Genomic DNA, 25,551 nt, shown 5'->3' on the forward strand with positions numbered 1-25,551 from the left:
TTGCGGGGCCTCGCTGCGTTAGCGGGATGGCTGTGCGAAATGCTTGCCGCCTATCCTAGTTGCCGGCGCTGCGCGCTTCCTGGTAGGCTTGGGCGAGCTTCTTTTGCACGTCGGCAGGCGCCTGCTCGTAGCCTTCCAGCTGGATGAGGTAGCTGCCAGACCCGCGGGTGATCGAACGCAGGTCCTTCGTGTAGCTGACCACCTCGGCGTAGGGCACGCGCACCTTGATGACGGTCTCGCCCGCGTCGTTGGAGTCGGTGCCTACGATGCGCCCGCGGCGGGTGGAGATATCGCTCATCACGGCACCGGCGTACTCCTCGCCCACGGTCACGTCCATGTTGGCCATGGGCTCGAGCACCACTACGTCGGCCTTCTCGCACGCGGCGCGGAACCCTATGCGGGCGGCCGTCTTGAAGGCCATCTCGTTGGAGTCCACCGCGTGGTAGGAGCCGTCGTACACGGCGCACTTCAAATCCACCATGGGGTACCCGGCCAGGTGGCCCTCCAGCATGGCGTCCTGCACACCCTTGTCGATGGCAGGGATGAAGCCGCGGGGGATCTTTCCGCCCACGATCTCGTCTATGAACTCGTAGCCCTCGCCGGGGTTGGGGGAGATGCGCAGCCAGCAGTCGCCGAACTGGCCCGAGCCGCCGGTCTGCTTCTTGTGCCGTCCCTGGGCCTCGGCCGTTTTGCGGATGGTCTCGCGGTAGGGGATGCGGATGGGCACCAGCACCGCCTGCACCCCGGTCTGCTCCTTGCAGCGGGAGATGAGCATCTCCACCTGGGTCTCGCCCATGGCGGTGAGCACGGTCTGATGGGTTTCCTCGCTGCGGGAGACGCGGATGGTAGGATCGGTCTCGACGACGCGGGCCAAAAACGTCCCCAGCTTGTCCTCTTCCTTCTTGTTCGCCGCTTCGATGGCCACGGGGTACTGGGGCACGGGCAGCGGCAGCGGGTCGATAGCTACGGTGCCCGATTGCGATAGCGTATCGCTGGTCTTGGTCTCGGTGAGCTTGGGGATCACCACGATGTCGCCGGCCTTGGCGCTCTTCACGTCGTTGTTCTCCTTGCCCATCATCACGTAGATGTGGCCCAGGCGCTCCTTCTTGCCGGTGCGCGAGTTGACAAGCTCCATGCCTGGGGTGAGCACGCCGGAGATGACTTTGACGAAGCTCAGGCGCCCCACGTAGGGGTCGGCCACGGTCTTGAACACGAAGGCCGCTGGCTCGCCGGTCTCGTCCACGTAGGTGATCTCGCCGTTGGCCAGACGGAACCGTCCGTGATGGCGCGGGTGGGGGAAGTAGGTGGCGATGTCTTCCATGAGCCCCTGGATACCCTGCTTGATGATGGTGGAGCCCACGAACACGGGGATGAAAAGCTCCTGGGCGATGGCCTTGTCCAGGAGCGTCTCCAGCTCCTGCTGCGTGAGGGACTCCTCGCCGTCCAAGTACTTCATCATGAGGTCGTCGTCGGCTTCGGCCACCAGGTCGCACAGCTTGTCGCGGGCGGTCTGGGCGGCGTCCAGGTACTCGGGCGGGATGTCCTCGATGCGCTCGGAGGTGCCGTCCTTGTCGAAGTAGCGCGCCTTCATGCGGATGATGTCGATGACGCCGCGGAAGTCCTCCGCCACGCCGATGGGGATGGTGACCGGCCCCAGGCGGCTGCCGAAGCGGGCGTGCAGCGTGGCCATGATGATCTCGAAGTCGGCGTGCTCGCGGTCGATGTGGTTGATGAACACCGCGCGCGACAGGCGCATGCCCTCAGCTTCGCGCCACAGCTTCGTGGTCATCACCTGGGGGCCGGCCACGGCGTCGATGACGAACAGCGCCATCTCGGCTGCTTGCATGGTGGCCAGCGTGTCGCCTATGAAGTCGGGATGCCCCGAGGTGTCCAGCAGGTTGATCTTGTAGTCCTTGTAGGGGATGGGCGCAACCGACGTGCTGATGGTGAACTTGCGGCGGATCTCCTCGTCGTCGTAGTCGAGGTAGGACTTTCCGTCGTGGGTTGTTCCCATGCGGGGCGTGCGGCCGCTCACGTGAAGCATCGCTTCCGCGAGTGAGGTCTTACCAGCGCCGTCCTGTCCTACCAAAACGATGTTCCGTACATGCTCGGTCTCTGGTGCTGCCAAGGTGACCACCAACCTTTCGGTAAGCGCGGAAACGATGGGAACAGTGTATCGCAATGTTGGGGGCTAACCGTTTACTGATTGTCAACGAGTTTGAGGGCCGAGCACCTCGTTGGCGCGCTTGAGCGCGTAGAGGGCCCGTTGCCTGCGAAGCCGCTGGCTGCGGTGCCTCTTCGCGGCGCCGACGGCTACGGCAAGCGACAGAGCGGCGGCAACGGCGGCGGCCGCCAGGCCGGCAAGCTTGTCGTCCTGCGTCTTCGCAAGCGGTGCGGCGGGCGGATTCGGTGCGGGGGGCTCGGGCTCGGGGTTCGTCGTCGGCGGAGCTGCGTCGCTTGGCTGCTGCGGTTCGGCTGGCTCTGCGGGCTTGGGCGGCTGCGGCTCCTGGGTTGGCGGCTGCGCCGGTTCCTCGGGCTCCTCGGGACCGACTGGCGCGGGCGCGGCAGGCTCGTCGGGCGCGGCAGGTTCGTTCGGTTCGTCCGGCGTTACTGGCTCGTCTGGCTCGGCGGGGGGCTCGGGCTCGTCCGGCGGCTCCTCCTCCCAAAGGGCATAGAGGTCTACGATGCCCCCGTCCTCGTCGGTCAGGTTGAGCACCGCCTCCTCGTCGGCGTAGACGGTGCCCTCCTCGTCGGTCCAGCCGACCATGCGCCATCCCGGGCGCGAGAAGCGGTTGGGGGCGAGGGTCGACTCCTCGTCGTAGCGAAGCCAGCTGTCCTCCATGGCCCCTGAGCCGCCGTCTGGATGGTAGGCCACGCGGTAGGCGTTGGGCTCGATGATGGCAACGTAGCGGCTTGCCTGCCATAGCTCGTCGGGCTCGCGCGTGGGGCAGAACCGATCGTCGGACCCCACCACGACGCCAGACCTGTCGCGCCATTCCTTCACATGGTAGCCTGTCAGCGCGAAGGCGCACGACCCTTCGGCGCTTCCCGTGGCCGGCGCCAGCATCTCCATGGCGGTGTCCACAGAACCATGGTCGGGGTCGCCGCAGTTGTACTGGATGGGGACGGCCTCCTTCTCGACCCATTGGGCGTAGAGCGTGACCACCGCATCCTTCGTCGAAGCAAGGTTCACCACTTCCTGCTCGTCGTCGAAGCCGAGGGCCCCTCCGGGGGCGGCGGTGTTCCATCCGGCGAAATCGTAGCCTGGCCGCGAGAAGGCGCATGAGCGCAGCCGCGCCTTCTTATCGAAGGTCATCGATTGGTCCTCCATAGCGCCCTGGCCTCCGTTCGCGTCGAAAGCCACGCGGTAGCCTATAGGCGCGAAGAGGGCCTCTATGACATGGTCGGCCTGCACGTTTTCGAAGGTGTAGGTGGGCCTGGGGCCGACGGAGGCCCCGTCCACCTTCAGATCCGCCAGCTCGTAGCCTGGCTTCGCCTCGGCCTCGTAGGTCTTGGAGTGCTTCCAGCCCACGACGGTCTCGCCCGGGGAGGTGATGGTGCCCCCGGCTCCGGCTTTCGCGGTGATGACGGCCGAGCCGTAGAGCGCGAGCATCCCCGTGCCGCAGTTGCGTCCCTTCCAGTGCAGCGTGAACCCGCGGCCGTCCAGAATGGCCACGAACCCGGACTTGAGCGTGTTCTCGTCGACGGCCGTGGCCCTGAAGGTGGCAGTTGCGTTATCGATGTCCAAGGTGCAGTCCCGGGACAGGTGCACCGTCTCGTCGTAGCCCGACAGCAGCTGCACCTGCTCGGTGAACGGCCCGCTGTAGTCCGTTACGGGCTCTCCGTCCACGAGCTTGAGGTCGGATATGTCCAGGTCGACGAACTGGCTGACGAAACGCCCGTTAGCGGGGTTGTTCGTCCCCTTCTTGAACGCTCGAACCGTCATGTTCCTCGAGCCGGCGGCGTAGTACTGTTCGTCGTCCGAGAGGCAGTAGCCGGTCAGGTAGAAGTCCCAGGCGCCCGTCTTCTCGTTCACCCACAGCTCCGAGATGCAGAACGTATGGCTGAGCGTTCCCGCGCGTCGGTGCGACACAGTGATGTTCGACACGTCGATGCGCAGGTCGATGCGGTCGCCGTCCAGGTCGAACCCCACGTCGCGAAGCTGATAGGACACGGTGCCTGGGACGTTGACCGTTCCGTCCACCGATCCGCTCCAGCAGGCGCGGTACACCTTCCAGTTGGGGGACACCAGGTCTATCCTGGTGCTGATGGCCGATCCGGCGGAAACCGTGAGGGAGGGGCTGAGGGAGGAAAGCGTCCTGTCGTAGTCGAAGACGATCTCGCTCGGCGGGACTCCCTGAGGCGCGTCGCGCACGGTGGTTACTGCAGCGAACGCCTGCGTCGGGCTCGCAAGGAGCAGTGCCGCGCAGACGGCCGCGACGGCTGCGGCGGCGAGTCCTTGGGCAATGCGCGGCAACCTGGGCCCCGCTGCGATGGCTCCGGCTCGCCGGCGCCGGGACGAGGCGATGGCCATGATGCTGCCCGACGCGGCCAAGAGCAGCGGCGCCGATGCGGGCAGCGCGCCGTCCGATGTCTTCGCAAGCTTTTGAGGTCCGCTTGCGCTCTTTTGGGCGTCGGCCTGCTCGGGTTCGGCGTCCCGTTCGCTAACGGAAGCTGTTCTGTAGCTCAGCACGGCATCGCCGCCGAGCGCCTCGCGGTCCAGTGCTTCTCGAGCGTCCGCTCCTCCCTCGCTCGCGGCAGGGCTGCCTTGAGAGTCGCCGGCTGCAACGTTGGGAATCTCTTCGTTTTCGGGCCGCTCCTGTTCGTTGTCACCGGCGCCGTTTCCGGTGCCGGATGCCTGGTCGTCGGCGCCTTGCAGGGCGGACGGGGTGCGTTCTGTCCCGACGTGGGCATCACCGGCGGACTCCGAGCTCGGAAGCGCCCTTGCGGTCGCGGGCAAGGCGGCGTTGTCCTGCATGCCGTTCGCGTCGGCAGGGGCGACGGCGAGGGTTCGGTCTGGGCCTTGAAGCGTCCCCAGGCTGACCAGGGCACCATGGCGCGCGATGGCGATTCCCTCCATCCGGATCAGACCTTCTTGCCCTGAGCCGGCAGTCGGCAGCTCCTGCAGGGTGTAGCGGTCGTAGGGCAGGGCGCCCTTTTCCTCGTCCGCTTCAGCGACGAGCCCCGAGGGCAGCTTTCCGAACCAGCAGCCTGCCTTCGCCCACATACGATCGACCTGCGCCTCGACGACGCCAAGGCTGTCCCGGCCGTCCAGCAGCACGTCTGCGGCGTTCGTGTCGCGCCCATGGGGGTTCCAGGACGCCTGGGTCGATGCGAAGCCGTTCTCGTCGGTGACCAGGATGTGCACCTCGCCGGTGGTCTCGCTGACCAGGGCGAAGGGGACGAACGCCTTTCTTGACGAGGGGCTTGCGGCGGCCGTGAAGCACAGGTCGCCGCGGATGGGCGTGAACGGGAAGGCGCAGTCGCCCCCAAGCCCCGCAGCCTCCCCGTCCGCGGCAACGGCGAACTCGTACGCTGTGCCGTCGGGCGGCAGGCAGCCGGTGCCCGCATCGGCCTGAACGATGGCGTAGCGTCCCACCGGGAGCACGTCTCCCTCCGTCGCCACCTCGCCCGACGATGCGGTCAGGTAGCAGGCGATGTCCCCGGGGGCCACTCGCGCGCCCGACACCACCACGTCGCCCTCGGAGCGGTTCTCCACGGCGAACCGTGCGCCGTCGGCGGAGGAGAGCCCGGGGAACGCCGCCGTGCCGCCCTCGGTGCAGGCGACCTTCGCCGCGAAGGAGCCGCGGGCTACCTGCGTGCGAAACGACGCTCCGCCCGACAGGGCCACCATCTGGCCTTGGAGGCGGATGCGGGCTACTTGCTCGGGCGCGTTCACGGTCATGGTGGGGTTGGCGTCCACCAGGCGAACGCGGTAGTCGCCAGCGGGCAGCAGATCGTCCTCGGTGGAGGCGCGCCCGTGCTCGTCGGTGGTAAGGCGGCATACCTCCTGGCCGGGCCCGTAGCTTCGGCCCTGAACCATCACGGGCAGGGCCGAATCGTTTTCGACGGAGAAGGTCATGGACGAGAAGCGCGCGTCCCCCTGGGCGACGGGCCCGGTCTGGGCGTCTCTGCACTCCACCACGATGCCCCCGTAGGCGACGCCGCGCTCCGCCGGCAACGGAGGCTCCTGGGCGATGGCGACGGCGGGCGCAAAGGCGGCGAGCGCAGTCAGCGCAAGGCCGAGCAGCACGGATCGTACGTGTCGGGTTCGGCGGTCTGTGGAAGTCATGGGAGCTCCTCGGTTCGCGGGTTGCATCGGTTGCGCGGGCCCTGCGGGGATGGAGTCGTCGGCAGGGTCCGCACCTTTACGGTACCAATGCGGGCTGGCAGGAAGATGACAGGCGGCTCTGCGCCGAAGGGGCCTTCCGGTTGCGGAAACTGCACCTTGCGGCGAGTTCGTCCAAACGGCGGCTGCGTCGCCGCCGACGCCGCCTCCAACACCGGTCGTCGCGGGGAGGGGGCCGCATCTATCGGGTTTTTTCATCCCGTTGGCGCGCGGGCGATTCCAAGGGCGAAGCGGTTCTGGCAAGATTCATGCAGAAACCTGGCAGAGAGATACGCGACGGCTGCCGGCGGGCGGCGCAGGCGCTCGTCCCGGCTGTCGGCGGGGAAGGGCGCATCTATGTGCGGTATCGTTGGCTACACCGGATCCAATCAGGCTAAAGACATACTGCTGAGCGGTTTGGGCCGCCTGGAGTACCGGGGCTACGATTCGGCGGGCGTGGCTATCCAGGAAGGCGGCGCCTTGGAGGTGGTCCATCGCAAGGGCAAGGTATCCAGCCTTGCGCACACCCTCGGGCACTTCGATCTTGCGGGTACGTGCGGCATCGGGCACACCCGCTGGGCGACCCACGGCAAGCCCTCGGAAGCCAATGCTCATCCCCATACCTCCTGCGACGGGCGCGTTGCCGTGGTACACAACGGCATCATCGAGAATTTCGCCGAGCTTCGCGAGGAGCTCGCCTCACGCGGCCACGTCTTCACCAGTCAGACCGATACCGAGGTGGTGGCGCACCTGGTAGAGGAGGCGCTCGCCGAAGGCCAAGGGCTGCTGGAAGCGGTGCGCACGGCGACGGAGCATCTGGTGGGGGCCTATGCGCTGGCGGTGGTGAGCGCCGATTCCCCGGGCACTATAGTGGCGGCCCGCAAGGACTCTCCGCTGGTGGTGGGCCTTGCCGAGGACGGGCTCTACCTGGCCAGCGACATCATCGCCATGATCGATGCCACCCGAAACGTCGTGGTGCTGCGCGACGGCGATACGGCCAAGCTCACCTTCTCCGAAGCGGAGGGCCCGCGCGCCACCTTCTTCGACGCCTCGGGCGAGGCCTTCCAGCCCGAACCGACCTACATCGACTGGGACCTGGACGTGGCGGAGAAGGGGGGCTACCCCGACTTCATGCTGAAGGAGATCCACGAGCAGCCGCGCGTCATCCGCGACACCCTGGCCGGACGGCTCGTGGGCGGCTCGCTGGCCATCGACGAGCTGGACATGTCCGTGGAGGAACTCAACCTGGTGGACCGCGTTTACGTCATCGCCTGCGGCACCTCCTACCATGCGGGGCTCATCGCCAAGAACCTCATCGAGGGCTGGGCGCGCATCCCCTGCGAGGTGGAGGTGGCAAGCGAGTTCCGCTACCGCAACCCCATCATCACCCCCACCACGCTGGTGGTGGCCGTGTCCCAGTCGGGCGAGACCGCGGACACTCTGGCTGCCATCCGCGACGCTAAGGTGAAGGGCGCCCGCGTGTTCGGCATCACCAACGTGGTGGGAAGCCCCGTGGCCCGCGAGTCCGACGGCGTCATCTACACGAAGGCCAACAAGGAGATCGCCGTGGCCTCTACCAAGTCCTTCCTGGGCCAGGTGGTCTCGCTCACGCTTCTGGCGCTGCTTCTTGCCCAGGTGAAAGGCAAGCTCAAGATGAACCAGGTGCGCCTGCTGTTCCGCGAGCTGGCGGATACGGCCGAGCAAGTGGAGACCATCCTGCAGGACACCTCCGCCATCGACGAGGCGGCCCTTGCCTGCAAGGATGCCGCGAGCGCGCTCTTCGTGGGGCGCGGCATGGGCGCGGCCGTCAGCTACGAGGGGGCGCTCAAGCTCAAGGAGATCAGCTACCTGCATGCGGAGGCCTACGCGGCCGGCGAGATGAAGCACGGGCCCATCGCGCTCATCGACGAGGGGTTCCCGGTCATCGCCGTGGCCACCAAAAGCCCGGTCTACGACAAGCTGGTGTCGAACCTGCAGGAGAGCAAGGCGCGCGGCGCCAAGATCGTGGCCATCGCCACCGAGGGCGACCAGGAGATCAAGCGCTACGCCGACCACGTCATCTACATCCCGAAGGTGCGCGACGCCTTCACGGCCATCACCGCGAGCGTGCCCCTGCAGCTGTTCGCGCGCTCCATCGCGCTTCTGCGCGGGTGCGACGTGGACCAGCCGCGCAACCTGGCGAAGTCGGTGACGGTGGAGTAGGGAGGCAGGCCTTTGCGCGCCTTCGCGCGCGGGCTGGAAAGGTGCGTTCGTGAGCAAGAAGTCTGAACAGGAGGCGCTCAAGCGCGCGGTGCTCGAGCAGACGCCGGCGGTGGAGGGCTGCGTGGGCCTGGGCGTCGACATCGTCGACATCGCCCGCATGGCGCGCATCTTGGAGCGCACGCCTTCCTTCGAGCGCAAGGTGTTCTCGGCCGAGGAGATCGCCTACTGCCGCAAAACGGGCAACCCGGAAGCCCATTTCGCCTGCCGCTTCGCCGCCAAGGAGGCGGTGCTCAAGGCCCTCGGCACCGGGTTCTCCGAAGGCATCGGCCCGCTTGACGTCTCGGTGACGCGCAGCGCCAAGGGCAAGCCCGCCGTTGTGCTGCAGGGCCGTGCGAGGGAGGTTGCGCAGGAGATGGGCGTGGTGGATCTGCCGCTGTCGCTCTCCCACACGCACAACGACGCGGTGGCCTGCGCCATGGCCATCACCGCCCGCTCGGTCCAGGCGGTCGAGGAGCGCATCGACCAGAAGGAGGAGCTGGCGAAGCGCTTCAAGCAGGCCCGTTCCTTCCTGGACGAGCTGTAGCCGTGGGACGCGTCGTCTACACCCGAGGCGAGCTTGCGGCGCTGGTGCCGCACCCGGCCGCCGACGCGAACAAGTACACGCGGGGCAAGCTTGTCTGCGTGGTGGGCAGCGCCCGCTACACGGGGTCCGCCTGCCTGTGCGCCTGCGCTTCGGAGCGCATGGGGGCGGGCTACACCCACGTGTTCACCCATCCCGAAGCCCTCGCCCTGGTCCGACGGGCAAGCTCATCCCTTGTGGCGCAGCCCTTCGGCGAGCTCGAGGACGCCCATCTCTCCCCGCGCAGCCCGTCCCATCCTCTTGCGGTACTGGCAGGATGCGGCTTTCAGGGGGGCGATTCTGACGAGGCGCTGCTGCTCGGGCGTGTGCTCGACGGGGCTTGCTGCCCCGTGTGCGTGGACGGCTCGGCATTGGGGCTGCTTGCCGAACGGCGGTTTCGCGAAGCCCTGGCCCGCCGCGCTGAACGGGGCTTCGCCACGGTGCTGACGCCCCACGGCGGAGAGGCGGCGCGTCTGGCCGAAGGCGCATCTGTGGCGGCCGATGCGGTAGCCCTTGCGCGGTCCTACCGGTCGGTGGTGGTGCTGAAAGGCCCCGTCACCTGCGTTTCAGACGGCGAGCGATTCGCCAACATGGACCAGGGCACGCCGGCGCTTGCCAAGGCGGGGACCGGGGATGTGCTCGCCGGAATGGTGGGCGCCCTTCTGGCCCAAGGCCTCGGCGCTTTCGAGGCCGGGGTGCTGGCTGCTACGCTGCATGCCCTAGCGGGGCAGGCGGCAGCTGCCGATCTTGGCGCCGTCTCGGTCACGGCCGACGATCTGCCCCTGCGCATACCGCAGGCTATCACCGCCCTCGGCACGGCTTTTCGGGCCTAGGTGCGCCGCCGTATTCGGGCCTGCGCTTAGGCGACCGCCTCCTTTCGCGACGGCTGCAGGAAGCGTGCGTTTTCCTTTCGGCAACGGCAATCTGACTTGTAGGCTACAGCGTCGTTTCCCGGTGTTTACGGGTCAACGTTGCCCGGCTGCTCTTGCAGCCGTTCTGATAGCATCGCATCCGGTAAGAAGCGCTCGCCGCCCTTCGGTAGGTTGTGCCCGAATCGGCGCGGCGGCAGGTTGCAAAGGAGTGCGCCATGGAAGCTATCAGGCATACGGGAACGCAGCAGCACAAGCACGATTGGGGGCTCATCGCCGCAGGTGCCCTGCTCATACTCTGCTCGTTCATCTTCTTGGTGGCTCCGGGAATCACGTTGGTGACCATCACCGCCATCGCTGGAGCGGCTTTCCTGGTGTCGGGCGTAATGGATCTGGTCAACTACTTCCGTTATCGCAAGGCGGCTGACCTGTCCGCATGGGCGGTGGTCTACGCAGTGTGCGACTTCGTCATAGGCGCTATGCTGCTCGTCCACCCGCTGCTGTACTCGGCGGTCATCCCCTGGGTTGTGGGCGTGTTCTTCGCGGCCTTCGGCGCCATGGAGATCTTCGGCGCCTTTCAGATGCGCAAAGGCGAAGCGCCCGCCTGGGGTTGGATGCTCGTGAGCGGCATCGTGTCCATCCTGTGCGGCGTCATGTTCTTCGTCGCGCCTGCATCGCTGAGCATCTTCCTGTCGGTGTTCGTGCTCATGCGCGGTATGAGCCTTATCTTCTACGGATGGAACATGGGCAAAGCCGGCAACCTGTTCTAAGGGGCGCCGCTTCCCAGTGGTAGAATCTACAGCGGAGCAGCCGAGGGCCCCGGGCTTTGGGGCCCTTCGCTTTGCCAGCACGCAACTGACGAAAGGGCTATCCCGATGACCCACGACCAGGAAGCTTCGCCTGCAGGCGCCGTCACGAACGCATCTTTCGACCCGCGGGAGCGCGTCGAGTCCCTGCGCCGGGAGATAGAGCACCACACCTACCTCTACTACGCCCTGGACGCCCCCGAGATCTCCGACGGGGCGTTCGACTCGCTCATGCGCGAGCTGCGCGAGCTCGAAGCGGCCCATCCTGAGCTTTCCGACCCGGCAAGCCCCACCCAGCGGGTGGGCGGCTACGTGGGCGAGCAGTTCGCGCCGGTGCGCCACGAGCGGCGGATGTACTCCCTGGACAACGCCATGGACCTAGGAGAGCTCGATGCGTGGATGGACCGCGTGGAAGAGGCGTTCGGGAAGTTCGTGCCAGTGGTCTGCGAGCTCAAGATCGACGGCTCCTCCATCGCGCTCACCTACGAGGGCGGCCGGCTGGTGCGTGCGGCCACGAGGGGGGACGGCACGACGGGCGAGGACGTCACCGCCAACATGCGCACCGTGAAGGACGTGCCGCTGCGCCTGCGAGAAGGGGCCGCCGAAGGGCTTGCAGGCGATGGTGCCGTGGAGCTTCGCGGCGAGGTGTACATGCCCAAGGCCAGCTTCGAGTCGCTGAATGCCCAGGCATTGTCCGCCGGCAAGCAGCCCTTCGCGAACCCGCGCAACGCAGCCGCCGGCAGCCTGCGCCAGAAGGACCCCTCCATCACGTCCATGCGCGACCTTTCCACCTTCGTCTACGCCGTGGCCGACGAAGCGGCACTTGCGGCGGAGAGCCAATGGGGCCTGCTCGAATGGCTGCGGAGCGCGGGCTTCCACGTGAACCCGGACGTCAGGCGCTGCGAGCGGCGGCAGGAGGTGCGCGACTTCTGCCTGGCGGCCATCCAGAACCGCGGCAGCCTGCCCTACGAGATCGACGGCGTGGTGGTGAAAGTGGACTCCTTCGCCCAGCAGCGCTCCATGGGCTTCACCGCCCGCGCCCCCCGGTGGGCCATCGCCTTCAAGTTCCCGCCCGAGGAGAAGACCACGCTTCTGCGCGACATCACCGTGCAGGTGGGGCGCACCGGCAAGCTCACGCCGGTAGCCGAGCTCGAACCGGTGCTGGTGGCGGGCTCCACCGTGGCCCGGGCCACGCTGCACAACGAAGACGAGGTGCTGCGCAAGGACGTGCGCGTGGGCGACACGGTCATCGTGCGCAAGGCCGGCGACGTCATCCCCGAGGTGCTGGGCCCGGTGCTCTCGCTGCGGCCCGAGGGAGCCCTTCCGTGGAAGATGCCCGAGACCTGCCCCAGCTGCGGCAGCCTGGTGCTTAGGGAGGCCGGCGAGGCGGATTTCCGCTGCATCTCCATCGATTGCCCGGCTCAGGCCGCCGAGCGGCTGCTCCACTGGGCCAGCCGCGGGGCGCTCGACATCGACGGCATGGGCGAGGAGCTGGTGGCGAGGCTGGTGGAGTCGGGCCGGCTGCACGACGTGGCCGACTACTACACGCTCGACGAGACGGAGCTTGCCTCGGTGGACACGGGCCGCGTGAACAAGGAGGGCGAACCCATCCGCGTGGGGCATACGGTGGGGGCGAAGCTTGCGGCGGCCATCCAGGAGTCTAAGGCGCGCCCCTTTGCCCGCGTCCTCTTCGGCCTGGGCATACGTCATGTGGGCAAGACGACCGCCGAGGCGCTGGCGTCGGCTTTCGGGTCCATGGAGGCGCTGCGCGAGGCAAGCGAGGAGCAGCTGGCGGCGGTGGAGGGCGTGGGTCCGAAGATCGCCCAGAGCATAGTCCGCTTCCTGCGCACGCCGGACAACCTGGCCGTCATCGATCGCCTGGCCGTCCGCGGGGTGTCCATGGCCGACGGCGCTGCCGATGCGGGGGAGGGGCTTCCCCAGACCCTCGCAGGGCTTACCTTCGTGCTGACGGGAAGCCTCGTGCAGTCCGGCATGACCCGCGACGAGGCCGGCAGCGCCCTGAAGGCCCGCGGCGCCAAGGTGTCCGGCAGCGTTTCGAAGAAGACGAGCTACGTGGTGGCCGGCGAGGCGGCGGGCAGCAAGTACGACAAGGCGATCTCTTTGGGGGTGCCGGTGCTCGACGAGTCCGACCTGCTGCGCATCCTGGAAACCGGAGAGGTGTAGGCGCTTTCTTCCTTCCAATCGAAGGAGAAGGGGCGCGCTGGATATTATTCTCAAATAGAAATATTCATGATTGACAATAATATAGGCAAAGGTATCATGGAACCCAGCTTCGCGGACGGCTCGAAGAGCGTCCCGGAGCAGATGCGTTCTTTACCAAGGAGGGAATATGAGGAAAGGTATGAAAGCCGCGCTCGCGGTCGCCTGCGCCTGTGCCGTAGCCGTCTCGGCTCTGCTGGCGGGGTGCTCGTCCAACGAGGGCGGAAGCCCCCAGGCGTCCCAGTCCCAGGAAGGCGCCGCGACGACCGTCGAAGAGGTGCAGCTGCAGATTTTCGCGGCCAACTCGCTTTCGAAGGCCATGGAGGAAGTGCAGGACCTCTACCATCAGCAGAACCCCAGCGTGTCCTTCGCCGACACCCAGTACGAAGGCTCCGGCACCCTGAACGAGATGCTGGGGGCCGGCAGCTACGCCGATATCCTCATCACCGCCTCGAAGGGCACCATGGACACGGCTGTCGAGAAGGGGTACGTCGACGAGGCCACGCGCTTCGACATGTTCACCAACGAGCTGGTGATCGTGGCGGGCGAGAGCAGCGACATCAAGGATGTCACCTTGGAGGACCTGGCTTCCGGCGGCTACACCCTGGCCGTGGGAGATGCCAACGTCCCCGCGGGCAACTACGCCAAGCAGTCCCTTTCCACCACCGATCCCCAATGCTGGATTAGCGCCGACGGTACCGCGGGCAAGGATTGCTCCGGTACCGACGGCACCTTTGACGGCACGCCTTTGCAGGGCAAGGTGACCGAAGGCTCCAGTGTGGGCAACGTGTGCTCCTACGCCAACTCCGGCGATGTGGACCTGGCCATGGTCTACAGCTCGGACGTGTACCGCTTCGGGGGTGTGAAGATCGTCTCGGTCGTGCCCGACGACACCCACAAGAGCATCCTGTACCCGGCGGCCGTATGCGCCGACTCCGAGCACGCCGATGCCGCCGAGCAGTTCCTGAACTGGGCTTTCACCAGCGAGGACGCCATCAAGATCTGGCAGGAATGGGGATTCGAGCTCGCCTAGGGGCGCCCAAACCGTTTGGCGATTGTGGCGGATGCCGCTTCGTTTCCGGACGGAGCGGCATCCTGGTTTAGAATAGGGTAAAGGCGTTGTCCGACGAGGGGAGAGCTGTGGGACGAGCGGTGCGAAGCGCGGCTTCGGTAGTGCTGCTGGCCGTGCTGGCCATGGCGGGGACGCTTCCGGCGTGGGCCGACGAGCCCGGTATCGCACCGGAGGTGCCTGCTGCACCTGCTGCTGCCGAGGCGGCTCAGGGGGAAGGCTACCTGGGCTCCGACGACGTGACGGTGTCCGAAGAGGGCAGGCAGGCCCTCGCCGAGGGCGCCCCGTTCGCTGCGAACAGCTTCTCCCGTGCCCAGAAGGGCTCGAACCGCGAGGTGAACGGCAGCTACATAGGCTATGCGTACTACGAGGGCTCCATGCCGGACTATGCCGTGGCCGTCTGCACCGAAAGCTACGTGGTGGCCTACGTTCCGCCCGCAGCCAAGCCGCTGTGCGACATCGAGAGCGCCGAGGACCTTGACTGGCTCAAGCGCTACTTCCTGGCGCTGGATGCCCATGCCCCCAACGCGGGGGTGGTGCTTTCCGAAGCCGTGCCCTGGTACTTCACCGACCAGCCCTCCTACGAAGTTGACGGCATCGTGTACGGCTTCGGCGTGGAGGCAGGGTCGGGGAAGTACTACGTGACCGTGCTCGGCGCCGACGGCTCCGACGTCACCGCGCAGGGCGCCCTTGCCGAAGAGGAGCAGGCTTCGGGCGGGGCGCGATCCGGCAGGCCCAGCTTCGTCGACTTCCTGGCCATCGTGCCTCCCGACGAGGTGGAGGTGGCGCCGCCGCCCACGGGCTTTGCGGCGCTCGGGCGATTCCTCGCCACCATGGACTACAGCCCGCTGTGGGTGACGCTCAAGACCACGGGCACCGCCATCGTGTTTATCTTCGTGCTGGGTTTGGCGGCCGCCTACTTCAGCCTGCGCATACCCAAGCGGGCCCAGGACATTGCCGACGCCGTCTTCACCATTCCCATGGTGCTGCCGCCCACCGTTTGCGGCTTCCTGCTGCTGCTGCTGCTCGGTCGCAACACGGCGCTCGGCCAATGGTTCATTGACGTGGGATTTCCGCTCATCTTCAGCTGGCCGGCCACGGTCATCGCCGCGGTGGTGGTGGCCTTCCCGCTCATGTACCGCAACGCCCGCGGCGCCTTCGAAGGGCTCGACCCCAACATGCTCGACGCCGCCCGCACCCTGGGCTGGTCGAACGCCCGCATCTTCTTCCGCTTGATGCTACCGCTGTCCTGGAGCTCCATCGCCGCCGGCACCGTGCTGTCCTTCGCCCGCGCCCTGGGCGAGTTCGGCGCTACGCTCTTTCTGGCCGGCAACTACGCGGGCATTACCCGCACCATTCCCATTGCCATCTACTTCGAATGGATGAGCGGCAACATCGACGTCGCCCTGTTCTGGACCGTCGTGATACTCATCTTCAGCTTCATCGTCATCCTATTCATCAACCTGTGGGGTCGCAGGACCACCCGGTACCGCCGACGCGAGGTGAGCGACCTATGAGCCTGTCCGTCGATATCCAGAGGAAGCTGGGCGCCTTCGATCTGCAGGTTTCCTTCGACGCGGGGGCGGAGACGCTGGGGCTTCTGGGCGCCTCCGGCTGCGGCAAGACGCTGACCATGCGCTCCATCGCGGGCATCGAGACGCCGGATGCGGGCAAGATCGTCGTCGACGGCACGGTGTTCTTCGACAAGGCGTCAGGTAGGCGCGCCCGGGTGAACCTCACCCCTCAGCAGCGCAAGACGGCGCTGTTGTTCCAGAACTACATGCTGTTCCCGAACCTCACCGTGGCCCAGAACGTCGCAGCCGGCATCGGGCGGGACGTGCCCGCAGCCGAGCGGGATGCCGCGGTGATGCGCGAACTGCACCGCTTCGGGCTCTCCGGCTTCGAGCGTCGCTACCCGGCCCAGCTCTCCGGCGGGCAGCAGCAACGGGTGGCCTTGGCCCGCATGCTGGCCGCCCGCCCGAGCATCCTCATGCTGGACGAGCCGTTCTCGGCACTGGACGCGCACTTGAAGGGCGTTCTGGAGCAGAACCTGGTGTCGCTGTTCGACGCGTTCTCGGGCACGGTGCTCTACGTGAGCCACGACATCGACGAGGCGGTGCGGTTCTGCGACCGCATAGCGGTGGTGGACGGCGGCCGCGTCGTGGAGGTGGACACGGCCCGCAGCCTGATAGACGACCCGCAATCGGAGGCGGGCATCAAGCTCTCGGGCTGCAAGAACTGCACCCCTGCCGTGCGCGCTGGCGAGCGCGAGGTGTTCCTGCCGAAGTGGGGCGTTGCCGTGCGCACGGGGAAGCCGGTACCCGAAAACGTACGCTACCTGGGGGTTCGCGCTCGCTACATCGTCCGTGCGGACGGGCCGGGCGAGAACTGCTTCCGCATGCGCGTCGACCGGGCGAGCGACTCCCGCTTCGAGCGATCCTTGCTGCTGGCGTTCCTCGACCGCTGCGACGACGAAACAGCTGAGGGGTCTGCCGCCGAGGACGAGATGCATTTCCTGCATCGGCACCTGTTCTGGCGCGTGGGCACCGTGGACGTTGCGGAATCGCAGCTGCCCCACGTGGGGGACGAGCTGTGGGTGCGCATCGATCCGCAGCGCCTGTATCTGGTGACGAAGTAGGTTTGCCCGAAGCTCTGGACGTTTTCCGCGCAATCGCCTACTATGGTGCTCGAACGAGAATAATACCTGAGGGGGCAGGTCGATTTTGAGGGGGAGCAGTGAAGGATTCTCACGGTAGGACCATAGACTACCTGCGCATATCGCTGACCGACCGGTGCAACTTCCGCTGCATCTACTGCATGCCGCCCGATGGCGTGCAGCTCATGGGGCACGACCAGATCCTCGCTTACGACGAGATCGTGGCCATCGTGCGCGAGGCGGCGAAGCTGGGCATCAAGCGGCTGCGTCTCACGGGCGGCGAACCTTTGGTTCGCAAGGGCGTTTCCGACCTGGTTTGCGAACTCATGGCCATCGAGGGCATCGAGAGCGTCGCCATGACCACCAACGGGGTGCTGCTGCCCCAGATGGCCGACGAGCTGAAGCGCGCGGGGCTTTCGCGGGTGAACATCTCGCTCGACACCTTGGACTCCGAGCAGTTCCGCCGCATCACCCGCTGCGGACAGCTGCAGCAGACCCTCGACGGCATCGAGGCGGCATTGGAGGCGGGTTTCGACCCGGTGAAGATCAACGCCGTGGCTGTGCGCAGCCTCGACCAGGATTTCCTGGCCTTCGCGAAGCTGTCCGTGGACCGTCCGCTGCACGTGCGGTTCATCGAGTACATGCCGGTGGGGGAGAGCACCGGCGCCGACGGCACCGGCTGGGGCAAGAAGGACGTCGTCACCTGCGACGAGCTGCTCGACATCATCAACGCCCGGGCGAAGGAGGAGGGCATGCCCGCCCTGCTGCCGGCCCAGAAGCACAAGCCCTCGGGCTGGGGCCCCGCCCGTTACTTCGAGTTCGAAGGGGCCCGGGGAACCGTCGGCTTCATCAGCCCGCTGTCGCGCCATTTCTGCAGCGAATGCAACCGCCTTCGCCTGTCCGCCGACGGCAAGATCAGGCCGTGTCTGTTCAGCGACACCGAGTACGACGTGCGCGAGGCGCTGCGGACGCAGGGCTGTGGCGGCGTGCGCGAGGCGCTACTCGAGGCCATCGGTGCCAAGCCCGACGATCATCACGACAAGGTGGGAACCGACCGCAAGATGTCCCAGATCGGCGGCTAGGCACGCCTCCGGCTTTCCGATGGTCCTTACAACGAAAGGAACGCTCATGACCGAACCGGCGCTGACGCATATCGACGAGAAGGGCGACGTGCGCATGGTGGACGTGTCCGCCAAGCCCGACACCGAGCGCGTGGCCGTGGCAGAGGGGTTCATCGCCATGAACCCGGCGACCTTGGCGCTGATCGTGGACGGCAAGGCCGCCAAGGGCGATGTGCTCGCCTGCGCCCGCGTGGCCGGCGTCATGGCCGCCAAGCGTACGAGCGACCTTATCCCCATGTGCCATCCGCTCAACATCACCAAGGCGAAGGTGGAGTGCACCCCCGTCTTCGAAGGCGAGCGCGAAGACGGGCGCATGGGCATCCATGTGCTCACCACCTGCGGCGTCACCGGCAAGACCGGCATCGAGATGGAGGCCCTTACCGCCGCCAGCGTGGCGTGCCTTACCGTCTACGACATGTGCAAGGCGGTGGATCGCGGCATGGAGATCATGGACGTGCGCCTGCTGCGCAAGGACGGCGGCAAGACCGGCCTGTGGGTGCGCGCGTAGCTTCGATGCTCGATGATGTGTGCCTGAGGGGCGATAAAGCCGCAGCGGCCGGGTTGCGGAAGGTTTCGCGCGCAGTTCCGCACGAGCCGAAACGTCCAGTGGACGTTTCGTGCGAGCTCAGGACTGTTTGAAGCACGGAGCCTTCCGCAACCCGGCCTCCGTGCGCTTTCGGACGGATTGCTACCTGACGATGCGGACGCGGCGCACGCCTTCGATGGCCTTGAGCTGGTCGATGGCGTCGTCGGGATGCCCCGGGTTGCCGGCGTCCACGTCGATGAGCGTGTAGGCGCTCTGCCCTTTGGCCTTGTTGGTGACGTTCTCGATGTTCACGCCGGCGTTGCCGAACACCTGGGTGATGCGCATGAGGGCGCCCGGGGTGTTGCCGTGCAGCACGGCGATGCGGCGCAGGCCCTCGGGCACCACGCCCATGTCGCAGTCGGGGTAGTTCACCGAATGGCGGATGTTGCCGTTGTCAAGGTAGTCCACCAGCTCTCGCACGGCCATGACGGCGCAGTTGTCCTCGGCCTCCTCGGTGGAGGCTCCCAGATGGGGAAGGACGATGGCGTTTTCCATGGCCATGACCTCGGGGGTGGCGAAGTCCGTCACGTAGCGGCGCACGCGCCCGTCGGCCAGGGCGGCGGCCATGGCCTCGTTGTCCACCAGGGTGTCGCGGGAGAAGTTGAGCACGATGCAGCCGGGCTTGACCTTGGCCAGCATCTCGGCGCCGACCATCTTCTTGGTCGACTCCATGGCGGGCACGTGGATGGTGATGTAGTCGCAGACGGCCATGAGGTCGCCGAGCTGCTCGGCGTAGTGCACGTCGCTGTTCAGGCGCCAGGCGGCCCCCACCGATACGTAGGGGTCGAACCCGTAGACCTCCATCCCCAAGCCGATGGCGGCGTTGGCCACCTCGGCGCCGATGGCCCCGAGGCCCACCACCCCCAGCTTCTTGCCCATGATCTCCTGGCCGGCGAAGGCCTTCTTCGCCTTCTCGGCGGATTTGGCGATGGCGGGATCCACAGCGTTGTCGCGGCACCACTGGGCGCCCTCCACGATGCCGCGGCTGCCCAGCAGCAGCGCGCAGAGGACGAGTTCCTTCACGGCGTTGGCGTTGGCGCCGGGGGTGTTGAAGACCACGATGCCCTCTTCGGCGGCGCGTTCGAGCGGGATGTTGTTCACGCCGGCGCCGGCACGGGCGATGGCCCGCAGCTCGGGGTCGAAGGTCGTCTCGTGCATGTCGGCGCTGCGGACCAGGATGCCTGCCGCCCCTTCGGCGGAATCGGCCAGGGCGTAGTCGGAGGGCAGCAGCTCGGTGCCCTTCTTCGAGATGTTGTTCAGGCAGTATACCGTGCGCATCGTGTCTCCTATCAGGCTGGCGCCAAGCGGCGGTGCCGGCGCGTCGTCGTCCCATAATGGAATGACTCGGCGATTCTGTCAATGCGAATCCGGGGGGCGGCGGGCCTGGGGTATACTCGCCTCGTTGCAGCAGGATTGGCCGGAAGGAGCCGGTGCCCCATGAAAGAGGGATTCGACAACCAGAAGTACATCGCCATGCAGGCCGAGCGCATCCGCGAGCGCATCGACCAGTTCGGCGGCAAGCTGTACCTGGAATTCGGCGGCAAGCTCTTCGACGACTACCATGCAAGCCGTGTCTTGCCCGGCTTCGAGCCCGATTCGAAGATTCGCATGCTCCAGCAGCTCTCCGACGAGGTGGAGATCATTGTGGCCATCAACGCGAGCCACATCGAGAAGTCGAAGGTGCGCGGCGATTTAGGCATCACCTATGACGACGACGTGCTGCGGCTCATGGACATCTTCCGCTCCATGGGCTTTCTGGTGGGCGGCGTGGTCATAACCCAGTACGAGAACCAGCCGGCGGCCGACGCGTTTCGCCGCCGCTTGGACGCCCTGGGCATCAAGCACTACCTGCACTATCCCATCGCCGGCTACCCCTACGACATCGACCGCATCGTCAGCGACGAGGGCTACGGGCGCAACGACTACATCGAGACCGAGCGCCCTCTGGTGGTGGTGACCGCCCCCGGCCCCGGCTCCGGCAAGATGGCCACGTGCCTCTCGCAGCTCTACCACGAGCACAAGCGGGGCATGCAGGCGGGCTACGCCAAGTACGAGACGTTCCCGGTGTGGAACCTGCCGTTGAAGCATCCGGTGAACATCGCCTACGAGGCGGCCACGGTTGACCTGGACGACTCCAACATCATCGACCCCTTCCATTTGGAGGCCTACGGGCAGACCACGGTCAACTACAACCGCGACGTCGAGATATTCCCCGTGCTCAAGACCATGTTCGAGCGCATCTCCGGGGCGAGCCCCTACCTGTCCCCGACGGACATGGGCGTGAACATGGCCGGATATGCCATCACCGATGACGAGGCGGTGCGCAACGCGGCGAAGATGGAGATCGTGCGCCGTTACTTCCAGACGGCGGTTGAGGCCAAGCGCAGCGGCTGCGGCAACGAGCTGGTGAAGAAACTGGAGATGCTCATGAGCCAGGCCGACGTCGCCACCTCGTTCTTCCCGGCCCGCTCGGCGGCGCTTTTGAAGGAGGAGACGACGGGCCTTCCGGCGGCCGCCATGGTGCTGCCGGACGGACGGGTGATCACGGGCAAGACCTCCACGCTTCTGGGGGCCGCCTCCACGCTGCTCATGAACGCGCTCAAGGCCCTTGCCGGCATCGAGGACGTCAACGTCATCACCGACGAGGTCATCGAGCCGATCTGCCATCTGAAGACCGAGCACTTCCACAGCAAGAACCCGCGCCTGCACTCCGACGAGACGCTCTTGGCGCTGTCCGTTTCCAGTGCGAAGAGCCCTCTTGCCGCCAAGCTCATGGAGCACGTGGACGACCTGCGGGGGTGCGACGCATACTTCAGCGTGATCATCTCCGCCACCGACGAGAAGCTCTACCGTACCCTTGGCATCAACGTCTGCTGCGAGCCGAAGTACGAGCAGCATCGCTACTACCACAAGTAAGAAAGGCTGGAACCGATGGTTCAGATCAACGAGAACTACCAGAAGCTGCCTGGCAGCTACCTGTTCGCCGACATCGCGCGCCGCACGGCCGCCTACCAGGAGGCCCATCCGGATGCGAAGCTCATCCGCATGGGCATCGGCGACGTCACGCGCCCGCTGGCGCCGGCCGTAGTGGAGGCCATGCACAAGGCCGTCGACGACCTGGCCGCCGCGGAGACCTTCCACGGCTACGGCCCCGAGCAGGGCTACGACTTCCTGCGCAACGCCATCGTCGAGCGCGACTTCAAGGCGCGCGGCATGGACATCGAGGAGGACGAGGTGTTCATCTCCGACGGCGCCAAGAGCGACTGCGGCAACATCGGCGATTTGTTCGGTGCGGACAACGTGGTGGCGGTGTGCGACCCGGTGTACCCGGTGTACGTGGACACCAACGCCATGGCCGGACGCGCCGGCGACTACGACGAGCAGGCCCAGGGGTGGACGAAGCTCGTCTACATGCCCACCACGGCCGACAACGGCTTCTGCCCGGCCCTGCCCCAGGTGCCCGTGGACATCATCTACCTGTGCTCGCCGAACAACCCCACCGGCACCGCCCTTACCTTCGACCAGCTGAAGGCGTGGGTGGATTACGCCAACAGCCAAGGGGCGGTCATCATGTTCGACGCCGCCTACGAGCGCTTCATCGCCGAGGACGACGTGCCCCACTCCATCTACGAGATCCCCGGCGCCAAGGAATGCGCCATCGAGTTCCGCTCGTTTTCGAAGACGGCCGGCTTCACCGGGGCCCGCTGCGGCTACACCGTGGTGCCCAAGGCGCTCGTGCGCGGCGGCCAGAGCCTGCACGATATGTGGAACCGCCGCCAGACCACGAAGTTCAACGGCGCCAGCTACGTGATCCAGCGGGGAGCGGCAGCCGTGTACACGCCCGAAGGCGAGCGCCAGGTAGAGGAGACCCTGGACTACTACCGCCGCAACGCCCGGGTGCTCAAGGAGGGGCTCTCCGAAGCGGGCCTCGAGGTCTACGGCGGTGTGAACAGCCCCTACGTGTGGTGCAAGACTCCCGAGGGGGTTGGTTCGTGGGAGTTCTTCCAGAGGCTTCTGGAAGAGGCCAACGTAATCACCACCCCCGGTGCCGGCTTCGGTCCGGCCGGGGAGGGCTACATCCGCTTCACTGCTTTCGGCGACGCCGAGGCGACCGAGGAGGCTGTGGAGCGCATCAAGGCGATGCTGCGCGGCTAGCGCAGATGCGCGGGCATCATTGCCCGAGGGGCGCTATCACGCGCAAGGAGGCCGGGTCGAGACGAACGTCGAAGACCCGGCCTTGCAGTTTCTCGCCGTCCACCTGGGCGGGCGGCTGCTGCTCGAACTCAATATGGGCCGTGGTGCAGCGCAGCATCTCGATGTTCCTGAATCCGACGTGCCCGCCGCCCTTCGCCCGCAGGAAAAGGTAGATCGCCTTCGCCACGCTGACCGGCGGATGGGCTATGCACAGGTCCAGCACGCCGTCGTCCAGGCGCGCCTCCGGGCAGATCTTGAAGCCCCCGCCGTAGTAGGGCCCGTTCTGCACGGCGAAGGTGATCGATTCGCCGGATACCGGCTCGCCGCCGTCGAAGGAGGCGGTGTAGCGGTAGCTATCGAGATGATGGAGCAGCTGGTCGAAGCCGCTTTCCATGTACAGGGCCGCACCGGATTTGCCGCTTTTCTTGCGTCGCTCCATGGTGTCGATGGCGATGGCGGCATCCAGCCCGAACGAGAGCGTCTCCATGAACCACTGCCCATTGGCGCACCCCATGTCGATGGCGCTCTGGCAGCCGCGCAGGATCTGGCCGCAGGCTATGTCAGGACGGCTCGAGATGCCCAGGCTGCGGGCGAAGTCGTTTCCCGACCCGACCGGTATCACCCCTAGGGCGGGCCGCTCGAAGCCGTCGCGCTGCATGAGCCCGTTGACGATTTCGTGGATAACGCCGTCGCCGCCCAAGGCGATGACCGTGTCGGCGCCTTGGGCCCGCTTCGCCAGATCGGTCGCATGGTGGGGGCCGACGGTTCTGGCCAGAACTACATTTTGCTCCCCCAGGGCCTCTCGCAACAGCGGAACGACCGCCTCGATGGCCTTCGCCCCGTTGCCGTTCTGGGCGGCGGGGTTTGCTATCAGAAGCACATGTCCCAGGTTCGCGTCCATTTCCGCCCCCGTCTTTGCCGGTTCTTTTCGTCGGCCTTTATTGTACGCCTTCTCGCGGCCGCGACTCGCCGCGTTAAAAGTTCGTAAATCCGAAGCTGTTGCCTCGCTGTGCCTTTTCGGCTGGGCGTAACATACGAATACGTTTGGAACACCGGGCGGCGGGCATGGCGCGTTCGGCGGGTCCAGGCGTGCGCTTCGCATTCGCCTCGGGCCTTCGCGCTCTGCCCGCAAGGACGAAAGGCGGCTTCAATGGCAAAGCACATCTTCGTGACCGGCGGCGTCGTGTCGTCGTTGGGGAAGGGCATCACGGCCGCATCGCTGGGTCATTTGCTGAAGGCTCGCGGCTACAAGGTGACCATGCAGAAGATGGACCCGTACCTCAACGTAGATCCCGGCACCATGAGCCCGTTCCAGCACGGCGAGGTGTTCGTGACCGAGGACGGCCACGAGGGCGACCTCGACCTAGGCCATTACGAACGCTTCATCGACGAGAACCTAGGGCGCGAATCGAACTTCACCCAGGGCAGCATCTACAAAAGCCTTATCGCACGCGAGCGCCGCGGAGACTACCTGGGAGGCACCGTGCAGGTGATTCCCCATGTGACCGACGCCATAAAGGAGCGGCTGCACCGTATCGCCGACCAGTCCGGCGCCCATATCGTCATCTCCGAGATCGGCGGCACCATAGGGGATATCGAGAGCCTTCCCTTCATCGAGGCGGCGCGGCAGTTCAAGAAGGAGCGGCCGGCGGAAGATGTGCTCTTCGTTCATGTGACGCTGGTGCCCTACATCGCTGCCGCCCACGAGGTGAAGACCAAGCCCACCCAGCATTCGGTGAAGGAGCTGCGGTCCCTGGGCGTGCAGCCGGACTTCATCGTGTGCCGCAGCGACCATGAGATCACGGACAAGACCCGTGAGAAGATCGCCCTGTTCTGCGACGTGGAGCCCGAAGCGGTTCTGGCCTGCACCGACGCACCGTCCATCTACCAGGTCCCCATCAGCTTGCACGACCAGCGCTTCGACACCATGGTGCTCGAACGGTTAGGGCTGCCAGTGCCTCCCATCAACCTGGTGCCGCTCCAGGATTTCCTCGACCGAAGCGAGCTGTGCGACAAGGCGGTCGACATTGCCATCGTGGGCAAGTACGTGAGCCTGCCGGACGCCTACCTCTCGGTCATCGAAGCGCTCAAGCACGGAGGCGTGTGGGATCGGGCGCAGGTGAGCATCCACCTGGTGGACGGCGAGGAGCTGGACGCCTCCAACGTGGAGTCGGTGCTCGGCGGCATGGACGGCATCCTGGTCCCGGGCGGATTCGGGAGACGCGCCTTCGAAGGCAAGATCGAGGCGGTGCGCTTCGCCCGCGAGAAGGGCGTTCCCTTCCTGGGCATCTGCTTGGGGCTGCAGGCGGCCGTGTGCGAGTTCGCGCGCCACGTGGCGGGGCTGGAAGGGGCCACCTCGGCCGAGTTTGCCGACGAGATAGCCGCTGGTGCGAGCGAGGCGGATGCCGCCGCCATCCGCAGCGCGGCCGAGCAGTCCCGGGTGCCCCTGGTCATCGACCTTATGCCCGAGCAGGAGGATGTGGAGGACAAGGGCGGCACCATGCGCCTGGGGTCGTTCGCCTGCAAGCTTCAGCCGGGCACTATGGCGGCGCAGGCCTACGGCCAGGAGCTTATCTTCGAGCGCCACCGCCACCGGTTCGAGGTGAACAACGCCTACCGTGACGCGCTTGTGCAGGCGGGGCTCGTGCTCTCGGGCCTCAGTCCCGACGGGCGTTTGGTGGAGATGATCGAGCTGCCCGGCCATCCGTGGTTCGTCGCCTCCCAGGGGCACCCCGAGTTCAAGAGCCGTCCTACCCGCCCGCACCCCCTTTTCCGCGATTTCGTGAAGGCGGCTCTGCTGCACCGCGAGGCTCAGGTAGAATTAAGCCAGCAGTAAGAGCGGGTTGCCGGTTGCTCCGATGCCGGCGGAAGGGGAAGGTCC

17 protein-coding genes are annotated in these 25,551 nt (G+C 66.4%); 13 read left to right on the top strand and 4 right to left on the bottom strand.

Annotated elements, in window-relative coordinates; translation table 11 throughout:
- Positions 1–55: 55 nt before the first annotated feature.
- Together NFR41_RS05755 and NFR41_RS05760 are read right to left on the bottom strand one after the other, a co-directional pair.
- Positions 56–2,137, bottom strand: coding sequence for an elongation factor G (locus NFR41_RS05755; RefSeq protein WP_251231088.1), 2,082 nt, complete (start codon positions 2,135–2,137; stop codon positions 56–58).
- Positions 2,138–2,209: 72 nt separating this feature from the next.
- Positions 2,210–6,292 (bottom strand): InlB B-repeat-containing protein, encoded by a 4,083-nt coding sequence (locus NFR41_RS05760; RefSeq protein WP_251231068.1) that lies wholly within the window; start codon positions 6,290–6,292, stop codon positions 2,210–2,212.
- Positions 6,293–6,685: 393 nt separating this feature from the next.
- Here NFR41_RS05760 and glmS point away from each other — a divergent pair, with 393 nt between their 5' ends.
- The 10 genes from glmS (at position 6,686) to moaC (ending at position 18,398) form a co-directional block, all read left to right on the top strand.
- Positions 6,686–8,530 (top strand): glutamine--fructose-6-phosphate transaminase (isomerizing), encoded by a 1,845-nt coding sequence (gene glmS / locus NFR41_RS05765; RefSeq protein WP_251231069.1) that lies wholly within the window; start codon positions 6,686–6,688, stop codon positions 8,528–8,530.
- A gap of 49 nt (positions 8,531–8,579) precedes the next feature.
- Entirely contained in the window at positions 8,580–9,113 is a 534-nt protein-coding gene (gene acpS, locus NFR41_RS05770) for a holo-ACP synthase (RefSeq protein WP_251231070.1), read from the top strand.
- Between the two features lie 2 nt (positions 9,114–9,115).
- Entirely contained in the window at positions 9,116–9,982 is an 867-nt protein-coding gene (locus tag NFR41_RS05775; protein ID WP_160214320.1) for an NAD(P)H-hydrate dehydratase, read from the top strand.
- 254 nt (positions 9,983–10,236) lie between these two features.
- Positions 10,237–10,788: an HdeD family acid-resistance protein gene (locus NFR41_RS05780; protein WP_160214319.1), complete on the top strand. Its 552-nt coding sequence runs from the start codon at positions 10,237–10,239 to the stop codon at positions 10,786–10,788.
- Between the two features lie 105 nt (positions 10,789–10,893).
- Positions 10,894–13,008 carry an NAD-dependent DNA ligase LigA gene (gene ligA, locus NFR41_RS05785; protein ID WP_251231071.1) on the top strand — a complete coding sequence of 705 codons (2,115 nt, stop codon included), beginning with the start codon at positions 10,894–10,896 and terminating at the stop codon, positions 13,006–13,008.
- 166 nt (positions 13,009–13,174) lie between these two features.
- Positions 13,175–14,077 (top strand): molybdate ABC transporter substrate-binding protein, encoded by a 903-nt coding sequence (locus NFR41_RS05790; RefSeq protein WP_251231072.1) that lies wholly within the window; start codon positions 13,175–13,177, stop codon positions 14,075–14,077.
- 161 nt (positions 14,078–14,238) lie between these two features.
- The gene (gene modB, locus NFR41_RS05795) at positions 14,239–15,630 is read left to right on the top strand and encodes a molybdate ABC transporter permease subunit (RefSeq protein ID WP_432762694.1); all 1,392 of its coding nucleotides are present in this window, start codon (positions 14,239–14,241) and stop codon (positions 15,628–15,630) included.
- Positions 15,627–16,751, top strand: a complete 1,125-nt coding sequence (locus NFR41_RS05800) for a sulfate/molybdate ABC transporter ATP-binding protein (protein ID WP_251231074.1) — start codon at positions 15,627–15,629, stop codon at positions 16,749–16,751. Before modB ends, NFR41_RS05800 begins: the two co-directional genes overlap by 4 nt.
- A 98-nt stretch (positions 16,752–16,849) precedes the next feature.
- Positions 16,850–17,851, top strand: a complete 1,002-nt coding sequence (gene moaA / locus NFR41_RS05805) for a GTP 3',8-cyclase MoaA (RefSeq protein ID WP_251231075.1) — start codon at positions 16,850–16,852, stop codon at positions 17,849–17,851.
- A 46-nt stretch (positions 17,852–17,897) separates the two neighbouring features.
- Complete coding sequence (gene moaC / locus NFR41_RS05810) at positions 17,898–18,398, top strand: cyclic pyranopterin monophosphate synthase MoaC (RefSeq protein WP_251231076.1); 501 nt, start codon at positions 17,898–17,900, stop codon at positions 18,396–18,398.
- Between the two features lie 180 nt (positions 18,399–18,578).
- Here moaC and NFR41_RS05815 read toward each other — a convergent pair whose 3' ends face one another.
- On the bottom strand, positions 18,579–19,754 hold the full coding sequence (locus tag NFR41_RS05815; protein ID WP_251231077.1) for a 3-phosphoglycerate dehydrogenase family protein: 1,176 nt from the start codon (positions 19,752–19,754) through the stop codon (positions 18,579–18,581).
- Between the two features lie 159 nt (positions 19,755–19,913).
- Between NFR41_RS05815 and NFR41_RS05820 the strand changes: the two genes are divergently transcribed.
- Positions 19,914–21,392, top strand: coding sequence for a DUF1846 domain-containing protein (locus NFR41_RS05820; protein WP_160214312.1), 1,479 nt, complete (start codon positions 19,914–19,916; stop codon positions 21,390–21,392).
- Between the two features lie 15 nt (positions 21,393–21,407).
- Positions 21,408–22,631: an LL-diaminopimelate aminotransferase gene (locus tag NFR41_RS05825; protein WP_251231078.1), complete on the top strand. Its 1,224-nt coding sequence runs from the start codon at positions 21,408–21,410 to the stop codon at positions 22,629–22,631.
- A 16-nt stretch (positions 22,632–22,647) separates the two neighbouring features.
- Here NFR41_RS05825 and NFR41_RS05830 read toward each other — a convergent pair whose 3' ends face one another.
- Complete coding sequence (locus NFR41_RS05830; protein WP_251231079.1) at positions 22,648–23,571, bottom strand: diacylglycerol/lipid kinase family protein; 924 nt, start codon at positions 23,569–23,571, stop codon at positions 22,648–22,650.
- Between the two features lie 249 nt (positions 23,572–23,820).
- On the opposite strand from NFR41_RS05830, the gene pyrG reads away from it, so the two are divergent.
- On the top strand, positions 23,821–25,506 hold the full coding sequence (gene pyrG, locus NFR41_RS05835; protein WP_251231080.1) for a CTP synthase: 1,686 nt from the start codon (positions 23,821–23,823) through the stop codon (positions 25,504–25,506).
- Positions 25,507–25,551: the final 45 nt, after the last annotated feature.

Origin of the sequence: Adlercreutzia aquisgranensis, from assembly GCF_943193145.1 — a bacterium.
Classification (GTDB): domain Bacteria; phylum Actinomycetota; class Coriobacteriia; order Coriobacteriales; family Eggerthellaceae; genus Xiamenia; species Xiamenia aquisgranensis.

Coding starts and splice junctions, on each gene's coding strand:
- glmS (WP_251231069.1), top strand. CDS start 6,686: ATGTGCGGTATCGTTGGCTACACCGGATCCAATCAGGCTAAAGACATA.
- NFR41_RS05820 (WP_160214312.1), top strand. CDS start 19,914: ATGAAAGAGGGATTCGACAACCAGAAGTACATCGCCATGCAGGCCGAG.
- NFR41_RS05780 (WP_160214319.1), top strand. CDS start 10,237: ATGGAAGCTATCAGGCATACGGGAACGCAGCAGCACAAGCACGATTGG.
- NFR41_RS05815 (WP_251231077.1), bottom strand. CDS start 19,754: ATGCGCACGGTATACTGCCTGAACAACATCTCGAAGAAGGGCACCGAG.
- pyrG (WP_251231080.1), top strand. CDS start 23,821: ATGGCAAAGCACATCTTCGTGACCGGCGGCGTCGTGTCGTCGTTGGGG.
- modB (WP_432762694.1), top strand. CDS start 14,239: ATGGCGGGGACGCTTCCGGCGTGGGCCGACGAGCCCGGTATCGCACCG.
- moaC (WP_251231076.1), top strand. CDS start 17,898: ATGACCGAACCGGCGCTGACGCATATCGACGAGAAGGGCGACGTGCGC.
- NFR41_RS05790 (WP_251231072.1), top strand. CDS start 13,175: ATGAGGAAAGGTATGAAAGCCGCGCTCGCGGTCGCCTGCGCCTGTGCC.
- NFR41_RS05825 (WP_251231078.1), top strand. CDS start 21,408: ATGGTTCAGATCAACGAGAACTACCAGAAGCTGCCTGGCAGCTACCTG.
- ligA (WP_251231071.1), top strand. CDS start 10,894: ATGACCCACGACCAGGAAGCTTCGCCTGCAGGCGCCGTCACGAACGCA.
- NFR41_RS05760 (WP_251231068.1), bottom strand. CDS start 6,292: ATGACTTCCACAGACCGCCGAACCCGACACGTACGATCCGTGCTGCTC.
- NFR41_RS05800 (WP_251231074.1), top strand. CDS start 15,627: ATGAGCCTGTCCGTCGATATCCAGAGGAAGCTGGGCGCCTTCGATCTG.
- NFR41_RS05830 (WP_251231079.1), bottom strand. CDS start 23,571: ATGGACGCGAACCTGGGACATGTGCTTCTGATAGCAAACCCCGCCGCC.